The organism is Methylobacterium endophyticum (assembly GCF_050591105.1).
Lineage (GTDB): Bacteria > Pseudomonadota > Alphaproteobacteria > Rhizobiales > Beijerinckiaceae > Methylobacterium.
Window position 1 is genome coordinate 1 of record NZ_JBNHES010000014.1, and the last position, 23,614, is coordinate 23,614.

A 23,614-nucleotide genomic window follows, 5' to 3' on the forward strand; every position below is an offset into this window, starting at 1 on the left:
CCGGACGATGTTGGTAGGTGTCTCCATGGCGTATCGCTCTCGCTGAGAGGTTCTGGCAGGCTTCGACACCCGCCTCGATACGCCGCCTTCAACACACCGTCGTCACCCAATCTCCCGCATAGCTCACGTCAGCACGGAACCAACCGATAGATCTGCTGTGTGCGCGATGAGCGCTGCGATGAGCGCCATCGCTTCGACCTTGCTTCTCGGCTTGTCCAAGCGAGTGCGCCACGCTTCGGTGTCGATCTGCTGCTTCTGGTCCGGGGCCATCACAGCACCGGCACGCGATCTTCGCGGGTTCAAACGAGGACCGCCTTGATCCGCGATGAAACGGAGAAAGTCGGCCAGCAAAGGTCGGTTCTTGGGATGACGACGAAGGCTGCTCGTGATGTGGCGTCCGCTTAACTCTGCGAGCGGTGCGCCCTTGAGTTCTGAGAGGAGAGCGATGGCAGCCGTGAGTGCCCTCCCCTGCGTGATCGGCTTTCGGTCGCGGATTGCCAGGTTATCGCGATACCGATGCAACAAGTCGGCATAGGGGCTCGCGTCATGCGAGCGCAGGATCGCCGCGACGCGGTCAAACTGGATCAGGGCCTGAAGCCGGGAGCGATCCCAATCCACGATGCCTCGGTCGGCCATGTATGTGATGAAGGGGGCGACGCGGCGGAGATCTTCTACGCCGAGAGCGGCATAGACCGTCTCTATCGTCAGGCTTGCAGGGTTAGGGTGTCCATCCGCGATGCGCCGGCATGCTGCTGCGGCGCGGGCGATGAGGTCTCTGGAGCCATCCTCGACCACCGGAACGCATTCATTCTTGCAGAAGGCGGTGAACAGATCGCGAAGCCACAAGTGTGGGATCGTAGCTGTCTCTGTGGCGATCTGGCTTTCACAGCCCAGGCGATGGCGGCATGGGTAGCAGGGACCCCGACCGCTTCCAGACACGGTTTCATGGCAACCCGGGCAGACATGTGTGATGAACACAGAGCAGGCGAGGCAGACCTGCTTGCTCGCCATCACGACTTGGACGGTTTGGCACTTTATACATTTTTGTTTCATGATGGAGCTTCCACGTACATCAGTCGCAAACACAGTATTTAGCCCGCCAATATTGGCAATAAAGGCGGTATGATGGCGGCAAAAAGAATCGCTAGTCGTAGCGTTTCTGCGCCCTGTGTTTGGATGAAACTAAGAGAAGCTCGATATTCTGTTTTTTGACGTGACAGATATCTGCCGAGATATCGGTCGCTCCAGCACGCCGTTTGTACGCTAAGGCCTCAATACGCGGATAGAGCTCCTTCCAACTTGCGCGGTTTGGCAGCACATCGCCATCGGCTGGAGGCTGCTGATCGTGCTGCGAGTGTGCCTTCACTTGGACTCGGATGGTGCAGGAGGTTCTTCGATCTCCCGACATGAGGCGGGCCTCGGGCCCGTCCGAGAGCGTCGCCAAGCGGAAGATCGATTTGCGGCGCGCGAGGTCCTCACTGAAGTTCCGCCAGAACCCCTTCCATCCTGCATCGTCCTGAGCCAGCGGATCGATGTCGAAGCCCAGCGCGTTCATGACCGCTCGACGCTCGACGAAGGCCGACACACTGCTGCGTTCGCCCAAAGGTCGGACATGGATCGCGATCCCGAGGCTCTGGAGGCGACGCATGGCATCGCTCTTTGGGCATTCCAGGACGCTCGCGTACTCGGCGGCCGTCGCGTACGTGGTGCGGAACGCCTCGAGCGAATCCGCGTCGATCCGGGGCCGTGACCCAACGGCACCGGGTAGCACGCGCAGGATGCCTTGTTGCACCATCGATTGGATGGTGATGATGCCGACGCCGAGGATCGTGGCGGCATCGCAATTGGGAAGGCCTTGAGCCTTGCTCGGCTTCCGCTCACGCCCCCCGCGCCGCAGGACGCGGATCTCGATTTCTGCGAAGCGGGGAACGTCCCGTGGATCGAGGCGGAGACCGACGAAGCCCGGCGATGTCGTATCTCGTGCGACCGGCACGATCATGCGGCGTACGATCGCGAGGATCACCTCTGTGACCGTCAGACCGGTTTCGGTCGCGAAGGCGGCGCACGTCAGGATGGGCCCTTTCGCGGCAGCGAGATCTGGCGTCATCGGGATGAGCGCTTCCAGTTCGACCGGGCGGAAGCGGTCGTGGGACCTCGTTCCTCCGCCCAGGCGACAGAGGGGGCGTAGGGATCCCCAAGCCTCGATCGCATCGAACTCCGCGCGCTTGATCCCGAGGAATGCGATCGCGGCCTGTCGGGGCAGAGACTTTTCGATTTCACGCTGGAGGCGCACCGCATCGGGGCGCGCGTACATCACGAACCGCCCGCCCTGGACGTTGGGGTAGATCCCGATGCGTGCCGCGATCTTGTCTACCAAGCGCGGCTGTAATCCGGCCAGGAGAGCCGTTTCGTCGCGATGGAGGAAGTTCGGCTCGAGCGTCACGGCATTGGTGGCGGTGGTCGACCGCGCGAACACGCCGCGACGCATGGCGACGGTCATCGCAGCGGATTTCACCGCGCCGATGACGGTGCTCGAACGGTGGCCGTACAGGACGGCTTGAAACAGCCAGCCATAGCTGTGGTTGAGGCCCCACCGTCGATGCCCCGGCCCCGTCCGTCCGGTCGCTTCGGCGGCCAGTCGCTCGAACAGGGCCTCGATGGCGGCAGTACCTCCGGTCAGCACGGCAAATCCAGCCGCGACGACCGATTGGCGGGTCAGTCCGTCTTGCCCGATCCTCGGCGCGGTCCTCGACCATCCGCAGGCGGCGGCACGACCGAGGAGGAGGACGGTGTCGATCGCTTTGGCGGGGGAAACATCCTTGAGGATCGGCACCGTGAAAGGTGGGAGAACCCCGAGCTGGCCGAGGAGCCATCGCTCGAAACTCTCCAACGGTTCGGCATGCCGACGCGAGGGACGGCCGACGGGCGTCCCGTCTGGGGTGTGCGCCATCGTCGGATGCCGCCACGACAGGGAGTTTTCGCCCCCGGTCGCGACTTCGATCGGGCAGCCGTGGAGCGGGCAGACCGTAAAGTCGATCAGCCCGTGATAGACGCGATAGTGCGCGCTTTCGGCGATGCAGCCGGGGCACCACCGCGGCTCTTCGCCGGACCAGTGCCGACGCCGAAAGGTCTGGCCGAGAAACTGGACCGTCCACGGCGTGACGACGGGGGTCGCTGCCACGAGCCCGTCCATGCCCTTGAGTGGCAGATGCCTGACGGCGTCGAGGCAGTCCGCCGCTGGCAGATGCCGTCCGTCGAGGCCCATTTCCTCGGCAAACACGCGAGCGCTGGTCTGGAGATTTCGACCGGCCATGCGTGAGAAGTAAGCATGGGCGGGTTCGAATTCGGCTGGCTCATCCCAGCGCGAGAAGAAGTTGCGCCTCACGGGCAAGCGCGTTGAGGGATGCTCGGTCACCGGAATCCCCCTTTTCGCGTTTTCGAGAATGGATTTCTCAGACGCCCGGCCACCTTGTCCTCACGCGCCTGCATCTCCTTTTCGGTCGCCTCGTCGATCAGCCGTTGCGGATCGACCTTGTCGCGGAACGGGACGAAGGAGGTCCCTGGAGCCATCAGGCTCTTGGCCACGTGGATGAGGTGATCCCGTTCGATCCGGTCGGCGCGATCATTCATCGCTTCGTAGGCCGCCGGCTCGATGTAGTTCATCATCTGGCCGATGACCCCGCCCGACACCGCGTAGAGGTGAGCGGCGAGATCAGGGTCCGCGAGGCCGGACTTCCGGGCGAAGGGCAGGCGCTCGTCGATCTCGTCCAGAAGCAACCGAACTTGCTCTCGTTCCTCGCGAAACTGCCAGCGATAGGGTTCGAGGACGGCTTGCTTGAGTCCTCCGCGACCCTTGATCTGCTCTGCGCCAGCCAGGATCCGGTAGAGCTCGCTGCGACCGGCACAGAGGATGTTGCAGCAATCCTTGTCGAGGATACCTTTGATAAATGCGAGGATCTTCTTCGCGTAGCCGGTGCGTTGGGACTTCAGCGCATTGTCGACATCATCGAAGATGATCAGCTCGACGCCATGGTCAGGCAACGCCTCGATGACCATCGCCATGAGGGCATCGGTCTTAATGTGCGGTACGGACAGGTAGCCGAGCGCCAGGAAAGTCGACCGGATCACGTCGTGTGCCGCCATATCATCCATGACGGTGATGAAGAGGACGGGCTTCTCGACGATCCCGTCAGTCTGCACGGCCGGGAACGCTGACATATAATCGCGCAGGACCCACGATTTACCCGATCGCGTCGCGCCGAGAAGGACACCGATGTGGCCGTGATCGTGGGTTCCATCCTTCACCGGGCGGTGGAAGCTTGCGATGAACTTCGACATCGCCCGGTGGCGCGGATAGCGCACAAGCAAGGTCTCAATCATGCGCTGCCGTTCGGCCGGCGACTTCAGCGCGACCTCTGCCCTCTCCGTTTTTGAAAGGCGCTTGTCGTGAAAGCTGGGTGGCGTGAGCATCACTCGTCCTCCCAGTCTATGTGGCGAGACCGAAGCTCATCGAGCGACGAACAGTCGTCAGAGCTCTGTGGCGTTTCCGGAAGACTGGGCTGATCGTCCTGGATGAGGGGCCGCTCCCCCTCCCGGGGGAGTTCCCCGGGTTCGACGATCACCGGGCGGACGGATCCCGGTTTTGCCCGCGCGCCCCGCCGGGTGCCGTTCGGAGCCCGCGCGCTCCGAAGCTCAGGCCCGACCACGCCGACGAGCTGCTCGAGATCGAGCAGGTCGGCGCTCCCTGCTGCGCTGAAGTTCTCGGGATGGACGCGGCTGCGGATCCTCTTCGAGGTCTGCTTGCCGAGAAAGCGGGCGAGCTTCCGGTCGACCTCCTTGAAGGTCTTGTCGTTCAAGATTTTCTCGGTCAGGCGCAGCATCGTCGCCCGGACGCGGCGTAGGCTGTCGATGTCGACCGCGCCCTTGATTGTCTCGCGATGGCGCGCGACCAGGACCTGATGTTGATGCAGGGGTAACCCGGCCGCGTAATCCTGACGGACCGCCGGCACTTCAAACCGCTGCTGCCGGTAGGGATCGAAAACCCATATGCGTCCGAGGTCCTGAGGGTCCCGCGTGACCCTGTAGCGGGTGCCGGTATGCTGGCTTTTGCCGGGCTTATGGTTCGGATGAACTCGGATCGCGACCAGAGCTTCGGATTGATAGACGATGTAATCCCACTCGATGCCCGAGCGCTGGATGGTCCGCATGGCTGTGTCGCCGGCGAGCGCCGTGAACGTGTCCGGATGCGGCAACTCCCGGATTTTGACTTTCTCGATGTCGCGGTTCCAGAGCCGCATCGGTACGTCTGGGAGCGTCCGCAGCGGACCCAGTCCCTCGTGCGGCCGCCATTGATGTTCATCGACGAGATATTTGACGAGGAAGGCCTCGAACCGCCGCAGGCTGAGTTTAGGCTGCTGAAGGCGTTCCTCGAATTCTTTTCGCTCCCGCGTATTCGACATCGTCGCGCCAGGGAGATTATGGACGACTTTCTGGTTCAACAAACCGAAAAGACGTTCCTGTGCGCCCTTCATCCACGGTTCACCCGGGCGGAGCTCGACGATTTCGAACTTCAGTTCCTGTGCGGCGTGCGCGATATTCGCGCCGATGAAGTGCATCGCGTTGTCAACGAACAATCGCTTCCAGCGGCCGAAGCACGGCCAGTCCTTCTCCAAGGACGGCCACGCGGACAGATCTTTCGGGTACATCGCGTGGCGCACGGCCTCCAGGAACGCCGTGTAGCTCGGCACTTCCCAGCCGATGCCGTATCCGAGGCAGACGCCCGTGCACCGATCGCGGATCGCCACGACGTCGGGCCGACCGAAGATCGTGCCCGACTCCTCGTCGATCAGAATGACGTCAAACAGCGTGTGGTCGGTTTCGCACTCTTCGAGCGGAAGCTTCGGCAGGCGACGCTCGTAATACGCCGCGTGCTTCCGTTCGGCGTAGAGCGGGCCATGGCGGATTTCGTCACGCGTGTATTGGTCGAACCATTCCTTGTACCGCCGCTGGACCGTGCGCAGACCCGGCAGCTTGATCGTCTGATCCGGGTATGTCTCGTGAGACCAGTCCGTCAGTAGGGCGAGCGCGTCTTCCGCATTGCCCTTTGGAAGGGCGAGACTGCGCGTCATGCACCGGTAGAGTTCGCACTCGATAGCCGGAGAGAACCGTGACCCTCTCTTTTCGCGTCCCCGCTTCCGGGCGAGCGCCGCCGAACCGAGCCGGTCACCCATTTTTCGGAAGAGGTGGATACCCCGGAAGACGGTGGAGGTGTGTGGCGGCGTCTCTCCGTGTGCGTCCGCAACCGCCTGGATCACCGGTCGGATCTTGTCGTGGTTAAACCGAAATTCGTCGCCGAGCGCCAGGCAGGCGCTCACGTATTTCATGCGCCCGTCGATGCGCGCGCGTTCCGCATCAGTCAGGCTCAGTGCCGTCGGGAGATCGGCTCTGGCTTTGCCGTCGCTGCTATCCAGCATCTCGAGGCGAAACCGCCCCTCCTTCGACAGCTGTGCAATCTCAGCGTCGCTGAGGAAGAGCGGGCCGCCCTCCGGGATCTCGATGAACTGCAGCAGGCGACCCTGAGCGGGCGCATTCGGACCGGCGGATCGGCCGGGAATAGCGCGCTCGAAGGTGATGCGTCGGAGTGTGCGATCCTCGATCGCCCCGATGCTGGCGATATCGCCTTTGTGGAGATCCCACCGAGGACACGGCGTGACGGGCCCTTCCGATCCGATCTGGGGCAGACTGGTCATTGCCGCGCCCCCTGGCTGACGAGAGATTCGTCGCCGAAGGGTCGGCTCATCTCGATGCGGATCTCGCCGGCGATCGCGAGTTCTATCATCGCCGAGAAAGCCCGATCCGTCGGGCCGTCTTGGCTGAGACCCGACGCCGAGCGGAGGTCGCCTACCGATCGAGGCAACCCAAGTTCGGCGATCGCGGATCGGACGGCGGTGATGGCGGCCGGGTCAGCGACCATCGGGCGGTGCATCAGCATAATCGCGACATTGGTCCGCCGCGGTTCGACGAGCAGGTGCTCCTCGGTCAGGACGCGGTACGTGACGCCATGGTCCAGGGCGTAGGCCGTGCGAATGACGGGTTCGACGTCGGCCCAGCTGTCGCGCTGACGAAGCCAGGACCATTTGAAATCGACGACGATGATCTCCCCGTCGCGGGTCTCTACCGCGACGTCAGGGACGTAGGTGTGTACTGCTGTCGAGCCATCCGCTGCCTCCACATGGAAGGTCAGCCTATGCGGTTGGGGTGCGACGCGTACGTAAGCCGAATTGACCTCTATATGCGCGAGCCCCTCCATCTCGAGGATGCTTTCGGTCCGGACTGCGCGCCCGTTGAGCGTTTTGGTGGAGGCGAAGATCCCGGGGCGTGAGATGCGCCGAGACTTCTTCGCGATTTTCCTTACCGGCTTACACCCGCGTGCCAACCCGAGGCTTGCAGGGTTCACTTGCGATCGCTTGCGCGATGACGTCTGTGATCGGCTGCCGTCGCCTGATTTCGGCGCTTGTTCGACCGGTCTCTCGGCTGTGTCCTCTCTGCTCATCTCACTGTCCTCGAAACGATTCATGGCTTCCGGACAGCCGCCCTCGTTCACGCCGAGGCGTGTCTGTGAGGGCGACCGGGTGATCGCGATGTCGTTGGAGGATGATGTGACGGAGCGGGGTTTGGTCGGCCCGTAAAGGCACACCCCTTGCCCCGGCGGACTCGGCGTGCGAGTTTCCGGCACGTGCCGCCAGGGCGATGAATCGCCCTGGTGTCACATCATCCTAGCGGGTGTCCGACGTCAGCTTTCTAGGGCTGTGGACGTCGGGGATCGGTTCTCACCGAGGCGGGCGTTCGGCTCCAACCGAACGTCCGCTGGGTGATCCGCCCTTTGTTTAGGGTTTGGGCATCACGGGTCTCCTGTGCTTGCCGCGCGATCGCCGCGCGCCCTCTGAAATAGGCAGATGTTGAAAACTCACGCTAGTGGAGCGTGGCCGTTCGTGCGCCCCGGCGATCGAGGAATCTGCGCGAATCGCAGGAGAATCAAAGGTTTGTCTGAGGCAAAGATTCTTGCCAGCAGGGCCTTTGCGGCGATGGAAGTGGCCTTTGTCCCACCCCGGCACGATTGTGAATCGTAGGGCTTTACGCGATTTTAACTTTCGAATCGTGCTGATCGTCGGCTGATCTGAGCTCCGTGAAGGCACTCTAAGGACCGCCTCCAAGGTCACCTGCGGAGGTTTGTTGGGACGCCCAATCATCGCCGTCCGCCTAAAAGAGGCGATCACTGAATCGGATCAGGGCATCCACCTCGGTTACGAGGGGCTCCAACTGATCCTCAAAGCCAAGCCCGTCGAGGAACGCGATTTCGTCGTTGACCTGGGTCGGGTCGATCTCTCGGTGCCACGCCCGCGGTCGGCCGTCGTCACCGACGTTCCAGCGATAGCCGCGTTCCTTCAGGCGGTCTTTGATGGCAAACGGCGCATTCAGTGCCCACACCTTCACTGTGGGCTTGTCGGCAGATTCGAGTAGGACCGACATCGTGATGCGATGGGTCTTAGGCAGCGGCATCTCGAGAAGTTCGAGCACAGCGTAGCAGTCGTCGAGTGCTCGGTGGCCTTCGTGCCAGAACGACTGTTGAGTGGTGATGTAAAGCAGCTTGCTGCCTTCGATACCTTCCGAACGCCAAGGTATCTGTGTCTGTGTGCAAGCCCAGGGCCGGTAAACGAACGAGCTTGCGAGCCGCTCACAGAAGCGCCGGTCGAACCCGGCATTGTGCGCGATCACGAGATCGACGCTCTGTGCAAATGCCTCAACCGACAGTCCGTGGATTTGATGCCCGGTGACCATCGCGTTCGAGATCCCGGTCAGGCGGGTGATGTGGTCCGGGATCGGCTTCGATGGCTCCTGAAAGGACTGGTATTCGGCAACGGGTCCGAGGATCGTTCCGGTTGCGTTGTACGCGAAACGCAACATGCCGAGTTCGATGACCTCATCCTTGGCAGGATCGAGCCCTGTCGTCTCGACATCTACAATCAGGCCGAACTTCACTCCCTCAGGGAGGGGCCATGAATACATCTCGCGCCGTTCAAGCTTGCGCAGGATTCGGTAGTAGGGCGATGCCGCGAGGGCGGCCGCATGCATCTCAGCCTCAAAACGGTCCACGAGCGTGCTCCTGGCTCAGGCCGGACGAGCGCTAAGACAGAATGCCTATAAAGCCGTCCGATGCAGAGCCAGATTGAGAACAGAACGCGAACATGGAACCGCGTATAAACTACGCACAAGATAGGCACTGTTAACCATTTAAGCGATTGATTGCAGACCCTAAGCCGAGTCGGCGACTCGTGAATTTATGGCCTGTAGCTCCGAACAGGAGCTGAGCCAGCGTTCCTATTTTTTCCACGTTTTCCACAGGTGGTTGCGGGTCGACCTACCACTGATTGCCTCAACTAGGCTTGACTGAATTTCGCACCAACTTTGCCTGGCTAGGATCGTAGGTGAAGGATGTTATCGATCCATCGCGTATGCGTTTGATAACCTCGTCGATCACCGGCAGCGGTACCATAAACCACTCACGCGGCTTGAATGGTTTTCCAAACCGATCAGGAACTTCTATATCGAGCTGGGCCGCAGAGAATACTCGATGTAAAATGCTCTCAAGCTTAGTGCGATTGATATTATGTGCCTTATATTCGGCGACAATCCGTGCTTTAGCGAAAAGGAATGTTGCGTCATCCTTGGCGGATGCAATTCTCTTTTTCGCGTCGCCGCTCGTCACTCCGATTTTGTGCAAGATGTTACGATTTTCAGCGAAGACGGGATGTTCGGACTCGCTTTGAGCGACATAAATTGTACCGCTCGCGATATCGTCTTCCTCAGCTTCGCTACCAAACAACGGACCGGCATCAGGGGTCGTGATCCGCCGGCCGGCCTCATCCTTATAGAGAGCTCGCTGAAGGGAGCGTCGCAGAATGTCGCTCTCCGTACCGTTGTCATAGATCACGCGAAGGCGGTTGTCGCGGCGACCGTGCTCGGCCGTAAATCCTTCGCCAAGGACCGCGACGTATGCCATTTGGCCGCCGACGATAAAGAATTCGCCCTGGCTGATCTCTGCATTATTCCCGAAGCGGCGCGTCTCGCGGATGCCTTGCTCCATATCGGTCTTCACAGCGGCGAAGAGAGGCTCGAATAGCTCGAAATCGGCGCAGGGTGTGCGTTCTGCAATCTCCTCGGCTGCTCGCTTCTCAGTCTGAGATCGGACGTGTCGGAGATCGGCGATGCTGCCAGGTTCGGGCTCTACATCGATGCCGAGTTCGGCCAACAGGGCGTCGTTGTCCATCTCTCCGATGGCTGCCTCATCGATAGCTGGTGCGGCCCCGAGAAGGCCATCGCGATCATATGGTTCTAGGATCGCGCGGCAGTCGGGCTGGTCTCGGAGGCGATCCAGTCTGACGGCGTAAAGGCGCTCGAAGATGTCCCGATCATCACCATGCTCGGGCAGGCGACCCTGCTCCTGGTAGAATTTTTGGATGTCCTCGAAGCCGGCGATGATCCGTTCTTCGCGGGCCGTGCGTCCCCCGGTCTTCCTGACCTCGACGTCGACGCCAAGCTCGGCCAGCAGCAGTTCGTCGTCGGTCTGATCAGCCACGCTTAGCCTCCGCAGTCTTGCGCTGAAGGAAGGCGACGCCTTCGGCCATCCTCTTTTCCCACGGATCGGTGGAGAGGATCTGCGGCAGCTTCCCGTGCTGCAGCTTGAACTTGAGCGCGCGCTGCGCGAGCTCTCTTGCCTCATCCATGGTGAGATTGATCCGTCGAGAGGCGATCGTCTCAGCGACCTGTTTGAGAACGGTCTCGTCCATCGACCGTGCGAGGATGGAATAGGCCGACTCAAACGGATTGATGGAATCGATAAGGTCGATGTCGAGGTCGCGCACGTTCATAGCGAACTGCCGAACTCCATCTAGGAGGGCGGTGTTGGCCTTGGGATCGGATCCATCGTTGCCATCTAGGGGAAGGGTCACGATGCCCTGCGCCTTGGCCTTCTGAGTCAGTGAGAACGCTGCCACAGCGTGTTGCCGCAGAGCTTCCTGGTCACCCTCATCGAGCTCCGGATATTTATCGCGGACGATCTTTCCCATCTTCGCGACAGTGAGCTCCTCGGGGACCGTCTCGCTGTCGAAGAGGCCTCGTTCGACAACGCTCTTATCTTGAACGAAGGCGGTGATGATCTCCAGGAGATCTTCCTTGCAGATGCGCTGCGCCTCAGGGCTTTTTGGGGTAGCGAGACCGTTAATTTCGACATGGATGTCGCCGGTCTTGGGATGCACCCCGATGACCGGCTTCTCGGCGTTGTAGCCTTCCTCGCCGTAGTCGAACCCGTCGATAGGCCCGGCGGCCTTAGGGGTGAAATTGAACCGAGGGGCCAAGACCTGCTCCATGAGAAGGCTGGCCGCGATCGCTTTCAGCGTGTCGTTGATTGCGTCTGCAACCATCTCTTCCGAGGCATCGGGTTCGGCGATGAGATTGGTGAACCGCGTCACTTCCTTGCCGGGTGCATCACGGGTCGCTCGACCAATGATCTGAATGATCTCTGTGAGGCTGGATCGGTAGCCAACGGTTAGGGCGTGCTCGCACCAGATCCAGTCGAAGCCCTCTTTGGCCATGCCGAGAGCGATGATGACATCGACGTGGTCACGATTATGCCGCTGGGCGGGATCCTTCAGCGCGTTAATGACGCGATCTCGACGACCGGCCGTGTCGTCCACGAGATCCGCAACCCGTAGGATGCGACCGTCCTTCGCACGGACCAAATGGAAGCCAGTCTGCGGATCCGTGCCCTCCCACGATCCGAGGGCGTGCATGACCTTCTCAGCCTCTTGGATCTTATCCTTCGTGCTCTCCTTCGCATTCACCGATGGAATGTGCACGATCGTTTTGAGGCTTGGATCAAGCACAAGGCCGATTTTGTCGACGTATGGGCCGGAGTAAAAGAAGTATCCGATGAGCAGCGATTTTAGGTGCTCATATCCGTTTAGCTGCTCGTGGTAGGTGTACGTCACCGTGACGAACTTAGCTTCGTCCTCAGGCGATAGGACGGCTTCCGCATCTCCACGAAAATATGAGCCCGTCATGGCAACGACGTGCACCTTATCGCGTGAAACGAGCGCCGCAAGCTGACTGCCGAGCCGGTTCTCGGGGTTGGCGCTAACGTGGTGGAATTCGTCGATTGCGATCACGCAGTCATCGAAGGCTGCGATCCCGAGTTCGATCACGGCGAAGCGGAAAGTCGCGTGCGTGCAGACCAGAATCTGGTCGGGGCTGGCGAGAAACTCAGCGACAGCCTTGACCTTGCTCTTCGCAGCCTTCCCCTCGTCAGGCCCAGGCGCATTGCAGAGGTTCCACCGTGGCACGACCTTCCAATCCGCCCAGAAGCCACCAGACGTGAGTTTCTCGTCAGCGAAGCTGCCGCCGATGGATTTCTCAGGTACGACGATGATCGCTTTGCGCAAGCCCTGATTGGCCAGTTTGTCCAGGGCAATGAACATCAGAGCCCGGCTTTTGCCAGAAGCGGGGGGTGATTTAATCAGCAGGTATGGTTCACCGCGCCGCGAATAGGCGCGTTCCTGCATCGGTCGCATGCCAGCGTGATTTGCTTTAGTTGACACACCTGTTCGAGCAGTGTGCAACGATACCGCTGGCATGTTAGTAGACATCATCTCAGATACCTCTTGAATTATTCCGTTCGCGCCCAACCTTGACTGTAGACGATTCTGATATCGTGTTAGATTTTTTTACAGTACTTACATATAAACTCAAAAGAGTCTCAAGCCGCTCTGTGTCATTTCTAAACATCCTGCCCTTATAAACTCTCTCTATTATTTCGTCGTTATTTTCATGCGCTCGGCGAAGAACATCTGGCATCCTGCTTGGATCGTATAATTCCGCGATAGTTGCCGGAAAGTACTCTTCTCTTGCGAGTAGAATATTATTTGCGCTATTTTCGAGATCAGATTTATTTTTTTCGCTAAGCTCAGGAATTGGAAATGTATTCCAGCCGAGCGTATTAGAGTAAGAAAAATCTGATCTCATTCTTACACAAACACTTCCAATCCAGACCCAGTGCATTCTAGAAGCTATAAGAGACATAACCCAGATGGGTCCATCAACTATACCATAATTACGGTCACTTATTAGCACGTCCGCAGGCAAGAAACCAACTGGTAGATAATCGCGATTCTCAGATGTTACTCTTGGCACAACTAGAGTGTGGTTTTTTCCAGGTTTTAGATGGAAATAGAACAAGCTTGGTTTGTCTGCGAGTGACCTTAACGCCTCTGCTCTACTCTCGCGTCTATAAGACGAAACCCGCTCAAGCTTTGACGATATTATACCATCATGAACGGTCTTCGCATTTTTGCCAGGTTTTAAATATAAGCACCTTCTATATGAACCATTTATGAATTCGTACGAACCTACAATCTTTCTAGTGTGCCTAGTTTCGCCATTACTACGCAAGATATCATAATCATCATCATCTAATGTAAGTATACCGTCGTCCTTTAAGACATTCCCCAAGCCCATCTTTGGACGTTGACTGATTGGTTTGCTCGCTTTTTCGATAACAACGTCTGGGCCTTCGATAAGATACGGTGATATATTAGATACTATCTTCACCCGATCGCCATCGATAATAAACCTGCTCCCATTATAATCGCTTCTTGCAAATCCTATAATTACGCAAGTAACACCAGCATTATGTGATGCCAAATTTCGCCAATCAAAAGGCCTTACCGCAAACTTCAATACGCAATCTCTAAGAACAACTGGCCAAAAGAGTGATACTTGTTGACCTTGATTGGTGGACTTTGTCGTGACGAAGGCCGCCTGGGCATTCGTCAATTTTACGTATTGCGCAGCCTTGTAAAAGAATGCGCAAACATAATCTAGTGATCTCCAACGCTCAATATGACCCGATAAAACATGTTCCACATCAGATTTATGTTCTATACCTTGCATTTTATCTCCAATATATGGAGGATTTCCGCATATATAAATTTCGGTATTTGATTCTACCGAACATAATTGGTCTGCTTCGATGGACGGGAAGCCTCTGCCATTTCGATTTGACTCTTCTTTCGAATAATAATTACACAACTTGAGCCAGTCTTCGCGCAATGCATTGCCAGAAACTATCTCACCGGTCTGCTTCAGTGGCAGTACGAGAGTTCTCGCTACTTGTTGACTTATGAAACGAACGTCACACTGAAACTCAGCTATGAGCAGCGCTAACCGAGCTATTTCAACGGCAAAATCCTTAATCTCAATACCATAAAAATTTGACAGACTTATAACAGATCTAGGCTCATCGCCTGTGATCTTTACAATTTCATGTTCAATCTCGCGCATACGAATATACGCGATGACAAGGAAATTGCCAGAGCCGCATGCTGGATCAAACACACGGATACTGGCTAGGCGTTTCCTAAGATTGCGCAGCTTTCGGCTATTGTCCCCTGCGGCTTCCAACTGAGCGCGCAAGTCGTCTAGAAATAGAGGGCCAAGCACCTTCATAATGTTTGGCACTGACGTATAATGCATTCCAAGCGAGCCGCGCTCGCCTTCGTCAGCAACAGCTTGAATCATCGACCCAAAAATATCTGGGTTGATTTCTTGCCAATTAAGCTCGCCAGCTCTTAGTAAGTAAGAGCGAGCAACCTTAGAAAAGCGTGGACAGAGCTTACCACCTGCGAAAAGTCCACCGTTTACGTATGGAAATTCATCCGCCCATGATCGGAGGCAAGCATTTTCTCGTTGACTTGGTGATGTATCCATTGCCCGGAATAGTTCGGTGATTACGAACTCGACCGATCCGCGTTCGGTGCTACTCATCCGTTCGACGGTAGACGTGAAAAGATTTGTCCCATTAAAAATACCGGTGTCTTCCGCAAAAAAGCAGAATATAAGACGGGCCATAAACTGATTGAGATCGTGACGTCGTTCTGGCGTTCCCCAGTCGGCATTCTCTCTAAGCAACTCGACGTAAAGCCTGTTGAGCCGACCTGTGGCCTTTACGTCAATGGGATTATTCTTGATCTCTTTGACGGTGGAGATGCCAGCGAGCGGTAGAAAGAAGCCGAAGTGATCAGCGAAATCATTGTAGCTGCAAGCGAGCACTTCACCTGAAGTCAGATCCTCAGCCTCAAAGACGTCTCCGTCTGCCGCAAGGATGAATTTGGCCTTCGCAGCCGCAGTTTTTGGGCTCTCGCGGAGAGCTCTGAGAGTTCCGTTCACGTCCCCTGGCGCAGCCACCGCGATATGGATGTTGCTGCGCTGAAGCACGCCGCCGACGTCGGAAGCGTTAGTGTCGCCCTTTCGAAGTCGAGCGATCGTGGTCTCCTTCACACCGAAGGCGGTCAAAAATTCGAAAGGGAAGGTCGCAGGGTCGAAGGGTGCTCGGGCGAGGTCCGATACCGCTTCTTCGATCTCAACTGCGTTCATGGCGTCCTTGCTGCGTCGTTCGAGTGGGCGGGACCATAAAAGCAAAAGGGCAGGCAGCCCACCCTGCTTGCCTGCCCTTACACATCGCTCTCGGCGGTGCGGCGCAATGACTCGTTCGCACCGAGAATGGATCTAGCGCACGCAATCAGGCGTAGAGCAGGATGCGCGCCCGGCGGTCTATGCCGCCTTCCCCGATGGGATCAAAGGCCGTGAACGCTCGGTTACGGTGGCAACGCTGGGAAGGCGTGTTAATCCCGGCATCTGAGCGCGCAGGTCCGCTTCCGTTTGGCCTTTTTGCGGAAAGTGCGAGCGACTGATGACTTTTTCATCCTTACGGCTCCTAGCGCTTGACACCTCGCATTTGATCGAACTGATCCGTCACAAGGATTCAGAGAGCTTATCGAAGCGATCTGAAGCAGAAGCCTTCGAGCGTACGATGCTCGAAGAGGGCTTTATTCTGTTCCTCTCGCTCCATCATATCGCCGAGTTGATGAGTTATCACGATGACGGCGTGGTCGAGCGATCGCTTCGCTACCTGCGTCGACTGCCAGTCGCTGCCTGGATTGCGTCTACGAGTGGGTCGGGAATCGCTGGTGCGATCACCGATTTGATCGCCGCCGAGGTGAAGAGCGCCTTTCGTGAACCCGAGGCCGATATCTTCCACGTTCGAAACTCCACGCAGGCCACGGTCGTGCGCTTCGGTCCTGCAGCGGAGGCGCTCGCTGGTTTGGATGCTGCGCCGGCAGCCTTCCGTGAGGAATTTCGTCGTCAAACTGAACGCCATCGTTCAGTCATAGCGATCAGTCGTACAGCTGACTTCGGTGGCTCCCGTGAGAGGATCGTGGATCTCTCACGCAGGCCGATCAGATCGCCTACCAAGGCGAATCACCTCTTAGAAAAGATGCAGGGGCACCTCGCCGAAAATGTGAAGGCGCGAGGCGACAAGAAAATCGCTGATCCCGAATCGGTAGCTACGGAATTTTTTCAATTAGTAAAAAGCGGTGCCGAGGCATTCTACAACGCTGAAAGCAATCCTGTCATAAGTTTCCTCGAAAAGATGGGTCTCCATCCTGCCGAAATTACTAAAGATATGACGGTTGAGAATGCAACCGATATTATTCAGTTCCGGCAACATTTGGAGATTGCATCGACGATGATTGGTATTCCATTCGATTCGCTGAAGGCCACCGTTCGGCCAGAGCAGATACCGTCATGGAATATTCAAAGAGGCTTGACCCGCTGGTTCCAAAAACTGAACCGGCATGACGGTAGCGAATGGACCGACACTATATTGGCCTGCCTTGCACCATACGTTGAACTCTGCACCGTCGATAAACGAACGTACGAGAACGTCACGCGTGCAGGACGCAACATCCCTGAGTTCAAGGCGCTGACGTCCTCAGTCAGGAAGGCGGCTCGATATAGTGAGGTTTTGCCTTCACTGGCGTGACAGGGTAGTACGCAGCTCGAATAACAAGCTTGTACGGCCCGTGAAGCACCTACTAGACTTTATCTCTGTATCGGCGGGCATTGGGGTCGTCAATATCACAGATATCGAATTGCACGGTCCTGGTCTTGTACGATTCGGCTTCCAACAGGAGAATTCTCAGAGAGAGTTGCACCCTGAGGACATATGCTAATTTACGGAATAATCTTCGCGACCATTACGAATTCGAATTTCACCTACGTGGCGGCGAATTTCATTTTATATGTCGCGAGAGAGAGATTGGCGCACCCGACACGATTCGAACGTGTGACCTTTGCCTTCGGAGGGCAACGCTCTATCCAGCTGAGCTACGGGTGCAGAGCCAGCCTCTCCGTAGCGGATGGGCCCGCCCGGCGCAACGGGGCATTGCCGCGAACGGCCCGCGCTCGAGCGAAGTGGGGCGTGGTTTTCTCGGAACATGGAGCACGCACCTTCGGGAGCGTGTCCGCTGCGCGAGAGCCTTCAAGGCGGTGCAGCCCGCGTCGACGCGGAGCGCGTGCGGCGGGACGGTCGGTCGAGACTTGTCGATGCAGCCGCGCGGATCCTCTCAGTTCGCGGTGCGCACGAAGGCGAAGCGGCCGACGCAGGCCGCCCCGCCCCGATGATGCACCGATGCCGTCGCGCGGGCCTCGGGTTTCGCGGCCAGCGGGCGGCGCGAATCCGCGGCGGGGGCCGAGAGCGCCAGCAGGGCGGAGCGCAGACGCAGGACTTCCCCGCGCAGGCTCTCGTTCTCGCGCTCGATCCGGGAGAGGCGCTCCACGCCCTTGGGCGGGAGGCCGCCGAGGCGCCGCCGCCAGCGGTAGAAGGTGCCGATCGAGATATGGGCCGCCGCGCAGATCTCGGGTATGGCGCCCCCATCGGCGGCCTCCTTCAGCAGGAAGGCCATTTCCTGGTCCGTATGCCGGGATCGACGCATGCGCAGCTTCCCTGTCCGGAATGTCCCCACCGGGATGCCGCGCACCGCCGACGGGGCGCGCCACCTCGGACATCCAAGCCGCAGCAAGAACCGGACCGGGGGCCGAACGGCAATTTTGACGTTCTGGATTCGCCCACGCCCACGAGACGAGCCGCCAGCCGGCAATTTGCGCAGGCTCCCCCCGCCGATGCGGCCACTTTGACCTTCCGCCGTCCGGCTCCCGGTCGGACAATCCGGCGACGAGGCAGAGGCACGGGTCCGATGGCAGATTTCACGAGACGGGGCTTGATCGGAACCGCCGCGGCGCTCGCGATGCCCGCCATCGGGGGCCGGGCCTGGGCGGCGGACACGGTGAAGCTCGGCTGCCTGTTCTCGTCCTCGGGCACGATGGCCAATATCGAGGGACGCCTCAACCACGTCGTGCGCATGGCCGCCGACCAGTTGAACGCCAAGGGCGGCGTCAACGGCAAGCAGATCGAGGTGATCACCTCCGATCCCGCCTCCGACTGGCCGCTCTACGCGCAGATCGGCCGCCAGATGCTCCAGCAGGAGAAGGTCGCGGCCCTGTTCGGCTGCTGGACCTCCGTGTCGCGCAAATCCGTGCTGCCGGTGGTGGAGCAGAACGACGGGCTCCTGTTCTACCCGCTGCATTTCGAGGGCGAGGAGAACTCGAAGAACGTCGTTTACGTCAACTCGCCCCCGTCGAGCTCGGTGCTGCCGGCGGTCGACTACCTCATGGGGTCCGAAGGGGTCGGCGCCAAGCGCTTCTTCATGATCGGCTCTGATTACGTCTGGCCGCGCACCATCAACAAGCTGCTCAAGGGCTACTGGAAGTCGAAGGGCATCGCCGAGAGCGCCTGGCGCGAGGAATACGTGCCGCTCGGCTTCTCGAACTTCCAGACCCTCGTGAACCAGATCCGCAGCTTCGCGGCCCAGCCCGGCGGACAGCCGATCGTGGTCCTCACCGTCGTCGGCTCATCGATCCCCGACTTCCTGCGCGAGTTCGCCAACCAGGGCATCCTCGCCACCGACGTGCCGATCCTCGGCCTCGACATGGTGGAGGCCGATCTCGAAGGTCTCGATACCACGAAGCTCGTCGGCCACCTCAATTGCTGGGCCTATCTCCAGGCCGCGAAGGGCGAGCGCAACAAGACCTTCCTCGCCGACTGGGCGGGCTATGTGAAGGCCAAGAACGTGCCCTTCAGCGCCGACACCGTGATCGATCCGATGGTCTCGGCCTATGACAGCGTCATGCTCTGGGCGCTGGCGGCCGCGAAGGCCAAGAGCTTCGCCGTGCCCGAGGTGCGCAAGGCCTTCGCCGGGCTCAGCTACGAGGATCCCTCGGGCTACACGCTGACCATGACGGGCGAGAACAACTACGTCTCGCGCGGGGTCTTCATCGGCTCGGTCAACGAGAAGCGCGGCTTCGACGTGCTGTGGCAGTCGCCCGACGCGCCCAAGCCCGTGCCGTTCAGCCCCTATGGCTGAGATGTCCCTGGCAGCGGTCCCGTCGCCCCGAGCATGATCGGCGCGGTCCTCCAAGCGGCCCTGTGCGCCGGCCGGGCCTTCGCGACGCGGTTCGCCCTCGGCTTGGCTCTGCTGCTTCCGGCGGCGCAGGCGCAGGCGGCGGGCATCGACAGGGCCGCCCTCGCCAAATCGGTCTGCGGCGACGCGGCCGCCCTCGGCCGGGGGGCCGAGGAGATCATCCGGTCCGCCGCGACGGCATCGACCGGCGATCTCGTCTTCGCGGGCGAGCTGCTGCGCGCCCTGAGCGAGCGTCGCCTCGCCTGTAACGGGGACACCGCCATCCTGCTCGAACGTGCCGGGGCCACGCAGGGTCGCGACGCGGCGACAGGCGCGACGACGCCGGCAGCGGGGGCGCGCTCGCCGGTTCTCGGCCTGCGCCAGCGCGGGCTGGCCGAGACGGGCTCGGGCATCGTGGCGCTGCTCACGGGCGCGACCGTCGAGGCCCGCGCGGCGGGGCTCGCGACCCTGGAGCGGCGGCTCGGAACCGTGCCGGATGCCGACGCCGTTCTGGAGCGCGCCCGCGCCGCCGAGACGGAGGCGGGTTTGCGCGCCGCCATCGCCCAGGCGATGCAGGCCGCCGCCCTGAACGCCCCCGATCCGGCCCGCCGCCGGGCGGCGATCGGCGCCATCGCCGATGCTCCTTCCAGCGCCGCGCTGTCCCGGCTCGTGAGCCTGAGGGCCGATCCGGCCTATGCCGCCGATCCGGCGTTCAAGGCGGCTCTCGATGCCGGAATCGGGCGCGTCGAGCGCGCGGTCGCCATCGGGAACGGGCTGGCCCTCGCCTACAATTCCCTGAGCTTCGCCAGCATCCTGTTCATGGCGGCGGCGGGCCTGTCGATCATCTTCGGCCTGATGGGGGTCATCAACCTCGCGCAGGGCGAGTTCATCATGGTGGGCGCCTATGCCGCCTACGGCGTGCAGGAGGCGTTCCGCAGGCTCGCCCCCGGCCTCGTCGATCTCTACCTGCTCGCCGCGATCCCCGTCGCGTTCCTGGCCGCGGCCTGCGTCGGCATCGCGGCCGAGGCGCTGATCCTGCGCCACCTCTACCGGCGTCCGCTGATGAGCCTGCTCGCGACCTGGGCGGTGAGCCTGTTCCTGATCAACCTCGTGCGCGTCGCCTTCGGCTCGCAGAACCTGCAATTCCTGATGCCGTCCTATGTCAGCGGCGGCGTGCCGCTCTACGCGGACTTCATCGTCACCTGGAACCGGCTCTTCGCCATCGCTTTCGCCGCCGTGACGCTGGCCGCCACGCTGCTGATCCTGCGGCGCACGCCGCTGGGGCTCGACATCCGCGCCGTCACGCAGAACCGCGACATGGCCGGCGCGCTCGGCATCCGCACCCGGCGGGTCGACCGGCTCGCCTTCGGCTTCGGCTCGGGGCTCGCCGGGCTCGCGGGCGTGGCTCTGTGCCCGATCTACAGCGTGAATCCGGGCATGGGGGCGAACTTCATCGTCGACAGCTTCATGGTGGTGGTGCTCGGCGGGGTCGGGACCGTGGTCGGAACCCTCGTCGCGGCGCTCGGCATCGGCGGCGCCAATGTCCTGATCGAGCCGTTCTACGGCGCGGTGGCGGCCAAGGTGATCGTGCTCGTCGGCATCATCGTCTTCCTGCAACGCCGGCCCGAGGGGCTGTTCGCGGCGAGGCGCAGGCGATGAGCGGCAGCGCCGAGACCGTGCCAGCGCCGATGACCGCTCCGCCCGGCCGGGCGCTCCCCGTCTGGCTGCGCGATCCGCTCCTCGCAGGCATCCTGGCGGCGATCCTCGCGGTCTGCATCGGGCTCGTCGGGCTGAAGCCCGCTCCCTACCTCGTCAACACGGTCGGACAGCTCGCGGCCTTCGCGATCCTCGCGGTCTCGCTCGACCTGGTCTGGGGCTATCTCGGAATCCTCAGTCTCGGGCACGGGCTGTTCTTCGCCATCGGCGGCTATGTCTGCGCCATGCACCTGCTGGCGCACGCTTTTTCCGTGACGGGGGTCGCGCCCGATTTCGTCCAGTTCATGGGCTGGAAGACGCTGCCGGCCTATTGGGCCGGGCTCACCAGCGCGCCCTACGCGCTGTTCCTGGCGCTGGCGCTGGCCGCGACCGTCGCCTTCGTGTTCGGCTACGCCTCGTTCCGCTCGCGGGTGAACGGGGTCTATTTCTCGATCATCAGCCAGGCGCTGGTCTATGTCGCCATGCTGCTGATGTTCCGCAACGATACCGGGCTCGGCGGCAACAACGGCATGACCGGGTTCCCGCTGCTGTTCGGCCTTGCGATGGGCTCCGCGGCCGTGACCACCGGCCTCGCCCTCGCCTCGCTTCTCACCCTCGCCGCCGTCCTCCTCGGCACCCGCGCGCTGGTCGCCGGGCGGATCGGCCGGCGCATGCTCGCCTGCCGCGACGACGAGACCCGCCTGCGCACACTCGGCTACGGCACCACGCGGCTGAAGCTCGCGATCTGGTGCCTCTCCGCCATGATCGCGGCGCTGGCCGGCATCCTCTACGTGCCGCAGGTCGGCATCATCAACCCGCGCGTGCTCTCGCCGGATCTCTCCATCGAGATCGCCGTCTGGGTGGCGATCGGCGGGATGGGGCGGCTCGGCGGCGCGGTGATCGGCGCGGTCGCGATCAACGCGCTCAAGTTCTGGCTCAGCGCCGCGATGCCGGAGGCGTGGCCCTTCATCCTGTCGGGGCTGGTGCTCGTGGTGGTGCTGGCGCTGCCGAACGGCCTGCTCGATCTCGTCACGTTGCGCGCGAAACCCACCTGGCTGCGCGCGCGAGGACGCCGATGAGCGCCCTCGTCGTCGAGAATCTCGAGGTCGTGTTCGGGCGCTTCCGCGCCATCGACGGGCTGTCCCTCGCCGTCGATCCCGGCGAGGTCCGCGCGGTCATCGGCCCGAACGGCGCGGGCAAGACCACGCTGCTCGATGTCGTCTCCGGCATCACCAAGCCCCGAGGCGGCCGGGTGATGCTCGGCGACACCCTCGACCTGACCCGGTGCTCGGAGGCCGAGATCGCCAGGGCCGGCGTGCGCCGCAAGTTCCAGAAGCCGAGCGTCTTCCCGGCGCTCACGATCCGGGAGAATCTCGATATCGGCTGCGGCGCGGGGCTTGGCCCGGCGGAGCGGAGCGCCCGCATCGCCGAGGTGCTGGCCGAGATCGGCCTTTCCGGGCGCGAGGACGCGCTTGCCGGCTCTCTCGCTCATGGCGAGAAGCAGTGGCTCGAGATCGGCGTGGTGCTGGCCTCGGACCCCAAAATCATCCTGCTCGACGAGCCCGTGGCGGGCCTCTCCGACGACGAGACCGGGCGCACCGCCGCGCTGATCCTGTCCCTGCGCCGGCCGGACCGCGCGATCCTGGTGATCGAGCACGACATGGCCTTCGTCGAGGCCATCGCCGACCGGGTGACAGTGCTGCACGAGGGCCGCACCCTCTACGAGGGCGGCATGCGCGGCGCCCGCGAGGACGCCCGCGTCATCGAGGTCTTCCTGGGCCGATGAGCATGCGGGACACGCCGCCGATGCGGCTCACGGTCGAGGGGCTCGACCAGCATTACGGCAGCGCCCAGGTGCTGCGCGGCGTGGCGCTCGCCATCGAGCCCGGCACCTGCCTCGCGGTCCTCGGCCGCAACGGCGCCGGCAAGACGACTCTGCTGCGCTGCCTCGCCGGGCTGATCCCGGAGAGCGGCGGCCGCATCGCCTTCGACGGCACCGACGTCGCGTCATGGCCCTCCGACCGGCGCGCCCGCGCCGGTCTCGCCACGGTGCCGCAGGGCCGCGAGATCTTTCCCGACCTCACCGTCGCCGAGAACCTGCGCGTCGCAGCCCGCGCCCATGGGCTCGAACGGACCGGCGCCATCGACGAGGCGGCGGCGCTGTTTCCGGCGCTGCGCGATCTCTGGCACCGGCCGGGCGGCAACCTGTCCGGCGGACAGCAGCAGCAGCTCGCCATCGCCCGCGCGCTGGCGACGCGCCCGCGCCTGCTCCTCCTCGACGAGCCGACGGAAGGCATCCAGCCCTCCATCGTCTCCGCCATCGAGACGGTGATCGCTGGGCTCAAGGGCCGCATCACCGTGCTCCTGGTGGAGCAGTATCTCGATTTCGCGATCCGGCTCGCGGATTCCGTCGTCGTCCTCTCGCGCGGCACGGTCGTCGAGCGGAGCGAGCGCGGCGCCATCAGCCAAGCCGACCTCACCCGTCACATCGCCGTCTGACCGGCCCT

Annotated in this window: 16 protein-coding genes and 1 tRNA gene; 6 read left to right on the forward strand and 11 right to left on the reverse strand. The window is 61.2% G+C overall.

Annotated features, from left to right (window positions below; all coding sequences use genetic code 11):
* Positions 1–123: 123 nt before the first annotated feature.
* From ACP56T_RS15435 to ACP56T_RS15475, 9 genes are all read right to left on the reverse strand, one after another.
* Positions 124–846 carry a hypothetical protein gene (locus tag ACP56T_RS15435; RefSeq protein WP_430913023.1) on the reverse strand — a complete coding sequence of 241 codons (723 nt, stop codon included), beginning with the start codon at positions 844–846 and terminating at the stop codon, positions 124–126.
* A gap of 298 nt (positions 847–1,144) precedes the next feature.
* Positions 1,145–3,415: a TniQ family protein gene (locus tag ACP56T_RS15440; protein ID WP_430913024.1), complete on the reverse strand. Its 2,271-nt coding sequence runs from the start codon at positions 3,413–3,415 to the stop codon at positions 1,145–1,147.
* Entirely contained in the window at positions 3,412–4,470 is a 1,059-nt protein-coding gene (locus ACP56T_RS15445; RefSeq protein ID WP_430913025.1) for an AAA family ATPase, read from the reverse strand. Before ACP56T_RS15445 ends, ACP56T_RS15440 begins: the two co-directional genes overlap by 4 nt.
* Positions 4,470–6,749, reverse strand: a complete 2,280-nt coding sequence (locus tag ACP56T_RS15450; RefSeq protein WP_430913026.1) for a Mu transposase C-terminal domain-containing protein — start codon at positions 6,747–6,749, stop codon at positions 4,470–4,472. Before ACP56T_RS15450 ends, ACP56T_RS15445 begins: the two co-directional genes overlap by 1 nt.
* Positions 6,746–7,576 carry a hypothetical protein gene (locus ACP56T_RS15455; protein WP_430913027.1) on the reverse strand — a complete coding sequence of 277 codons (831 nt, stop codon included), beginning with the start codon at positions 7,574–7,576 and terminating at the stop codon, positions 6,746–6,748. The genes ACP56T_RS15450 and ACP56T_RS15455 overlap by 4 nt, the downstream gene beginning before the upstream one ends.
* Before the next feature lie 683 nt (positions 7,577–8,259).
* Complete coding sequence (locus ACP56T_RS15460) at positions 8,260–9,153, reverse strand: 3'-5' exonuclease (RefSeq protein WP_430913028.1); 894 nt, start codon at positions 9,151–9,153, stop codon at positions 8,260–8,262.
* A gap of 280 nt (positions 9,154–9,433) precedes the next feature.
* Positions 9,434–10,636 (reverse strand): GIY-YIG nuclease family protein, encoded by a 1,203-nt coding sequence (locus ACP56T_RS15465; protein WP_430913029.1) that lies wholly within the window; start codon positions 10,634–10,636, stop codon positions 9,434–9,436.
* Positions 10,629–12,701 carry a DEAD/DEAH box helicase gene (locus ACP56T_RS15470; protein WP_430913151.1) on the reverse strand — a complete coding sequence of 691 codons (2,073 nt, stop codon included), beginning with the start codon at positions 12,699–12,701 and terminating at the stop codon, positions 10,629–10,631. The genes ACP56T_RS15465 and ACP56T_RS15470 overlap by 8 nt, the downstream gene beginning before the upstream one ends.
* A 4-nt stretch (positions 12,702–12,705) precedes the next feature.
* Positions 12,706–15,486 (reverse strand): class I SAM-dependent DNA methyltransferase, encoded by a 2,781-nt coding sequence (locus ACP56T_RS15475; RefSeq protein ID WP_430913030.1) that lies wholly within the window; start codon positions 15,484–15,486, stop codon positions 12,706–12,708.
* A gap of 361 nt (positions 15,487–15,847) precedes the next feature.
* Between ACP56T_RS15475 and ACP56T_RS15480 the strand changes: the two genes are divergently transcribed.
* Entirely contained in the window at positions 15,848–16,936 is a 1,089-nt protein-coding gene (locus ACP56T_RS15480) for a hypothetical protein (protein ID WP_430913031.1), read from the forward strand.
* Between the two features lie 277 nt (positions 16,937–17,213).
* Here the strand turns inward: ACP56T_RS15480 and ACP56T_RS15485 are convergent.
* Positions 17,214–17,290, reverse strand: a tRNA-Arg gene (locus ACP56T_RS15485).
* A gap of 229 nt (positions 17,291–17,519) precedes the next feature.
* Positions 17,520–17,888, reverse strand: coding sequence for a transposase (locus tag ACP56T_RS15490; protein WP_430913032.1), 369 nt, complete (start codon positions 17,886–17,888; stop codon positions 17,520–17,522).
* Positions 17,889–18,149: 261 nt separating this feature from the next.
* On the opposite strand from ACP56T_RS15490, the gene ACP56T_RS15495 reads away from it, so the two are divergent.
* From ACP56T_RS15495 to urtE, 5 genes are read left to right on the forward strand one after another with little or no spacing between them, the layout of a single operon-like run.
* Positions 18,150–19,376: a transporter substrate-binding protein gene (locus ACP56T_RS15495; RefSeq protein ID WP_430913033.1), complete on the forward strand. Its 1,227-nt coding sequence runs from the start codon at positions 18,150–18,152 to the stop codon at positions 19,374–19,376.
* A 33-nt stretch (positions 19,377–19,409) separates the two neighbouring features.
* Positions 19,410–21,071 (forward strand): urea ABC transporter permease subunit UrtB, encoded by a 1,662-nt coding sequence (gene urtB / locus ACP56T_RS15500; RefSeq protein WP_430913034.1) that lies wholly within the window; start codon positions 19,410–19,412, stop codon positions 21,069–21,071.
* Positions 21,068–22,186 carry an urea ABC transporter permease subunit UrtC gene (gene urtC / locus ACP56T_RS15505; protein ID WP_430913035.1) on the forward strand — a complete coding sequence of 373 codons (1,119 nt, stop codon included), beginning with the start codon at positions 21,068–21,070 and terminating at the stop codon, positions 22,184–22,186. The genes urtB and urtC overlap by 4 nt, the downstream gene beginning before the upstream one ends.
* Positions 22,183–22,893: an ABC transporter ATP-binding protein gene (locus tag ACP56T_RS15510; RefSeq protein ID WP_430913036.1), complete on the forward strand. Its 711-nt coding sequence runs from the start codon at positions 22,183–22,185 to the stop codon at positions 22,891–22,893. Before urtC ends, ACP56T_RS15510 begins: the two co-directional genes overlap by 4 nt.
* On the forward strand, positions 22,890–23,606 hold the full coding sequence (gene urtE, locus ACP56T_RS15515; RefSeq protein ID WP_430913037.1) for an urea ABC transporter ATP-binding subunit UrtE: 717 nt from the start codon (positions 22,890–22,892) through the stop codon (positions 23,604–23,606). Before ACP56T_RS15510 ends, urtE begins: the two co-directional genes overlap by 4 nt.
* Positions 23,607–23,614: the final 8 nt, after the last annotated feature.

Bases quoted from the DNA above. Each gene is read 5' to 3' on its own strand.
- ACP56T_RS15445 (WP_430913025.1), bottom strand. From the start codon at position 4,470: ATGCTCACGCCACCCAGCTTTCACGACAAGCGCCTTTCAAAAACGGAG.
- ACP56T_RS15450 (WP_430913026.1), bottom strand. From the start codon at position 6,749: ATGACCAGTCTGCCCCAGATCGGATCGGAAGGGCCCGTCACGCCGTGT.
- ACP56T_RS15455 (WP_430913027.1), bottom strand. From the start codon at position 7,576: ATGAATCGTTTCGAGGACAGTGAGATGAGCAGAGAGGACACAGCCGAG.
- ACP56T_RS15470 (WP_430913151.1), bottom strand. From the start codon at position 12,701: ATGTCTACTAACATGCCAGCGGTATCGTTGCACACTGCTCGAACAGGT.
- ACP56T_RS15475 (WP_430913030.1), bottom strand. From the start codon at position 15,486: ATGAACGCAGTTGAGATCGAAGAAGCGGTATCGGACCTCGCCCGAGCA.
- ACP56T_RS15490 (WP_430913032.1), bottom strand. From the start codon at position 17,888: ATGCGTCGATCCCGGCATACGGACCAGGAAATGGCCTTCCTGCTGAAG.
- ACP56T_RS15495 (WP_430913033.1), top strand. From the start codon at position 18,150: ATGGCAGATTTCACGAGACGGGGCTTGATCGGAACCGCCGCGGCGCTC.
- urtB (WP_430913034.1), top strand. From the start codon at position 19,410: ATGATCGGCGCGGTCCTCCAAGCGGCCCTGTGCGCCGGCCGGGCCTTC.
- urtC (WP_430913035.1), top strand. From the start codon at position 21,068: ATGAGCGGCAGCGCCGAGACCGTGCCAGCGCCGATGACCGCTCCGCCC.
- ACP56T_RS15510 (WP_430913036.1), top strand. From the start codon at position 22,183: ATGAGCGCCCTCGTCGTCGAGAATCTCGAGGTCGTGTTCGGGCGCTTC.
- urtE (WP_430913037.1), top strand. From the start codon at position 22,890: ATGAGCATGCGGGACACGCCGCCGATGCGGCTCACGGTCGAGGGGCTC.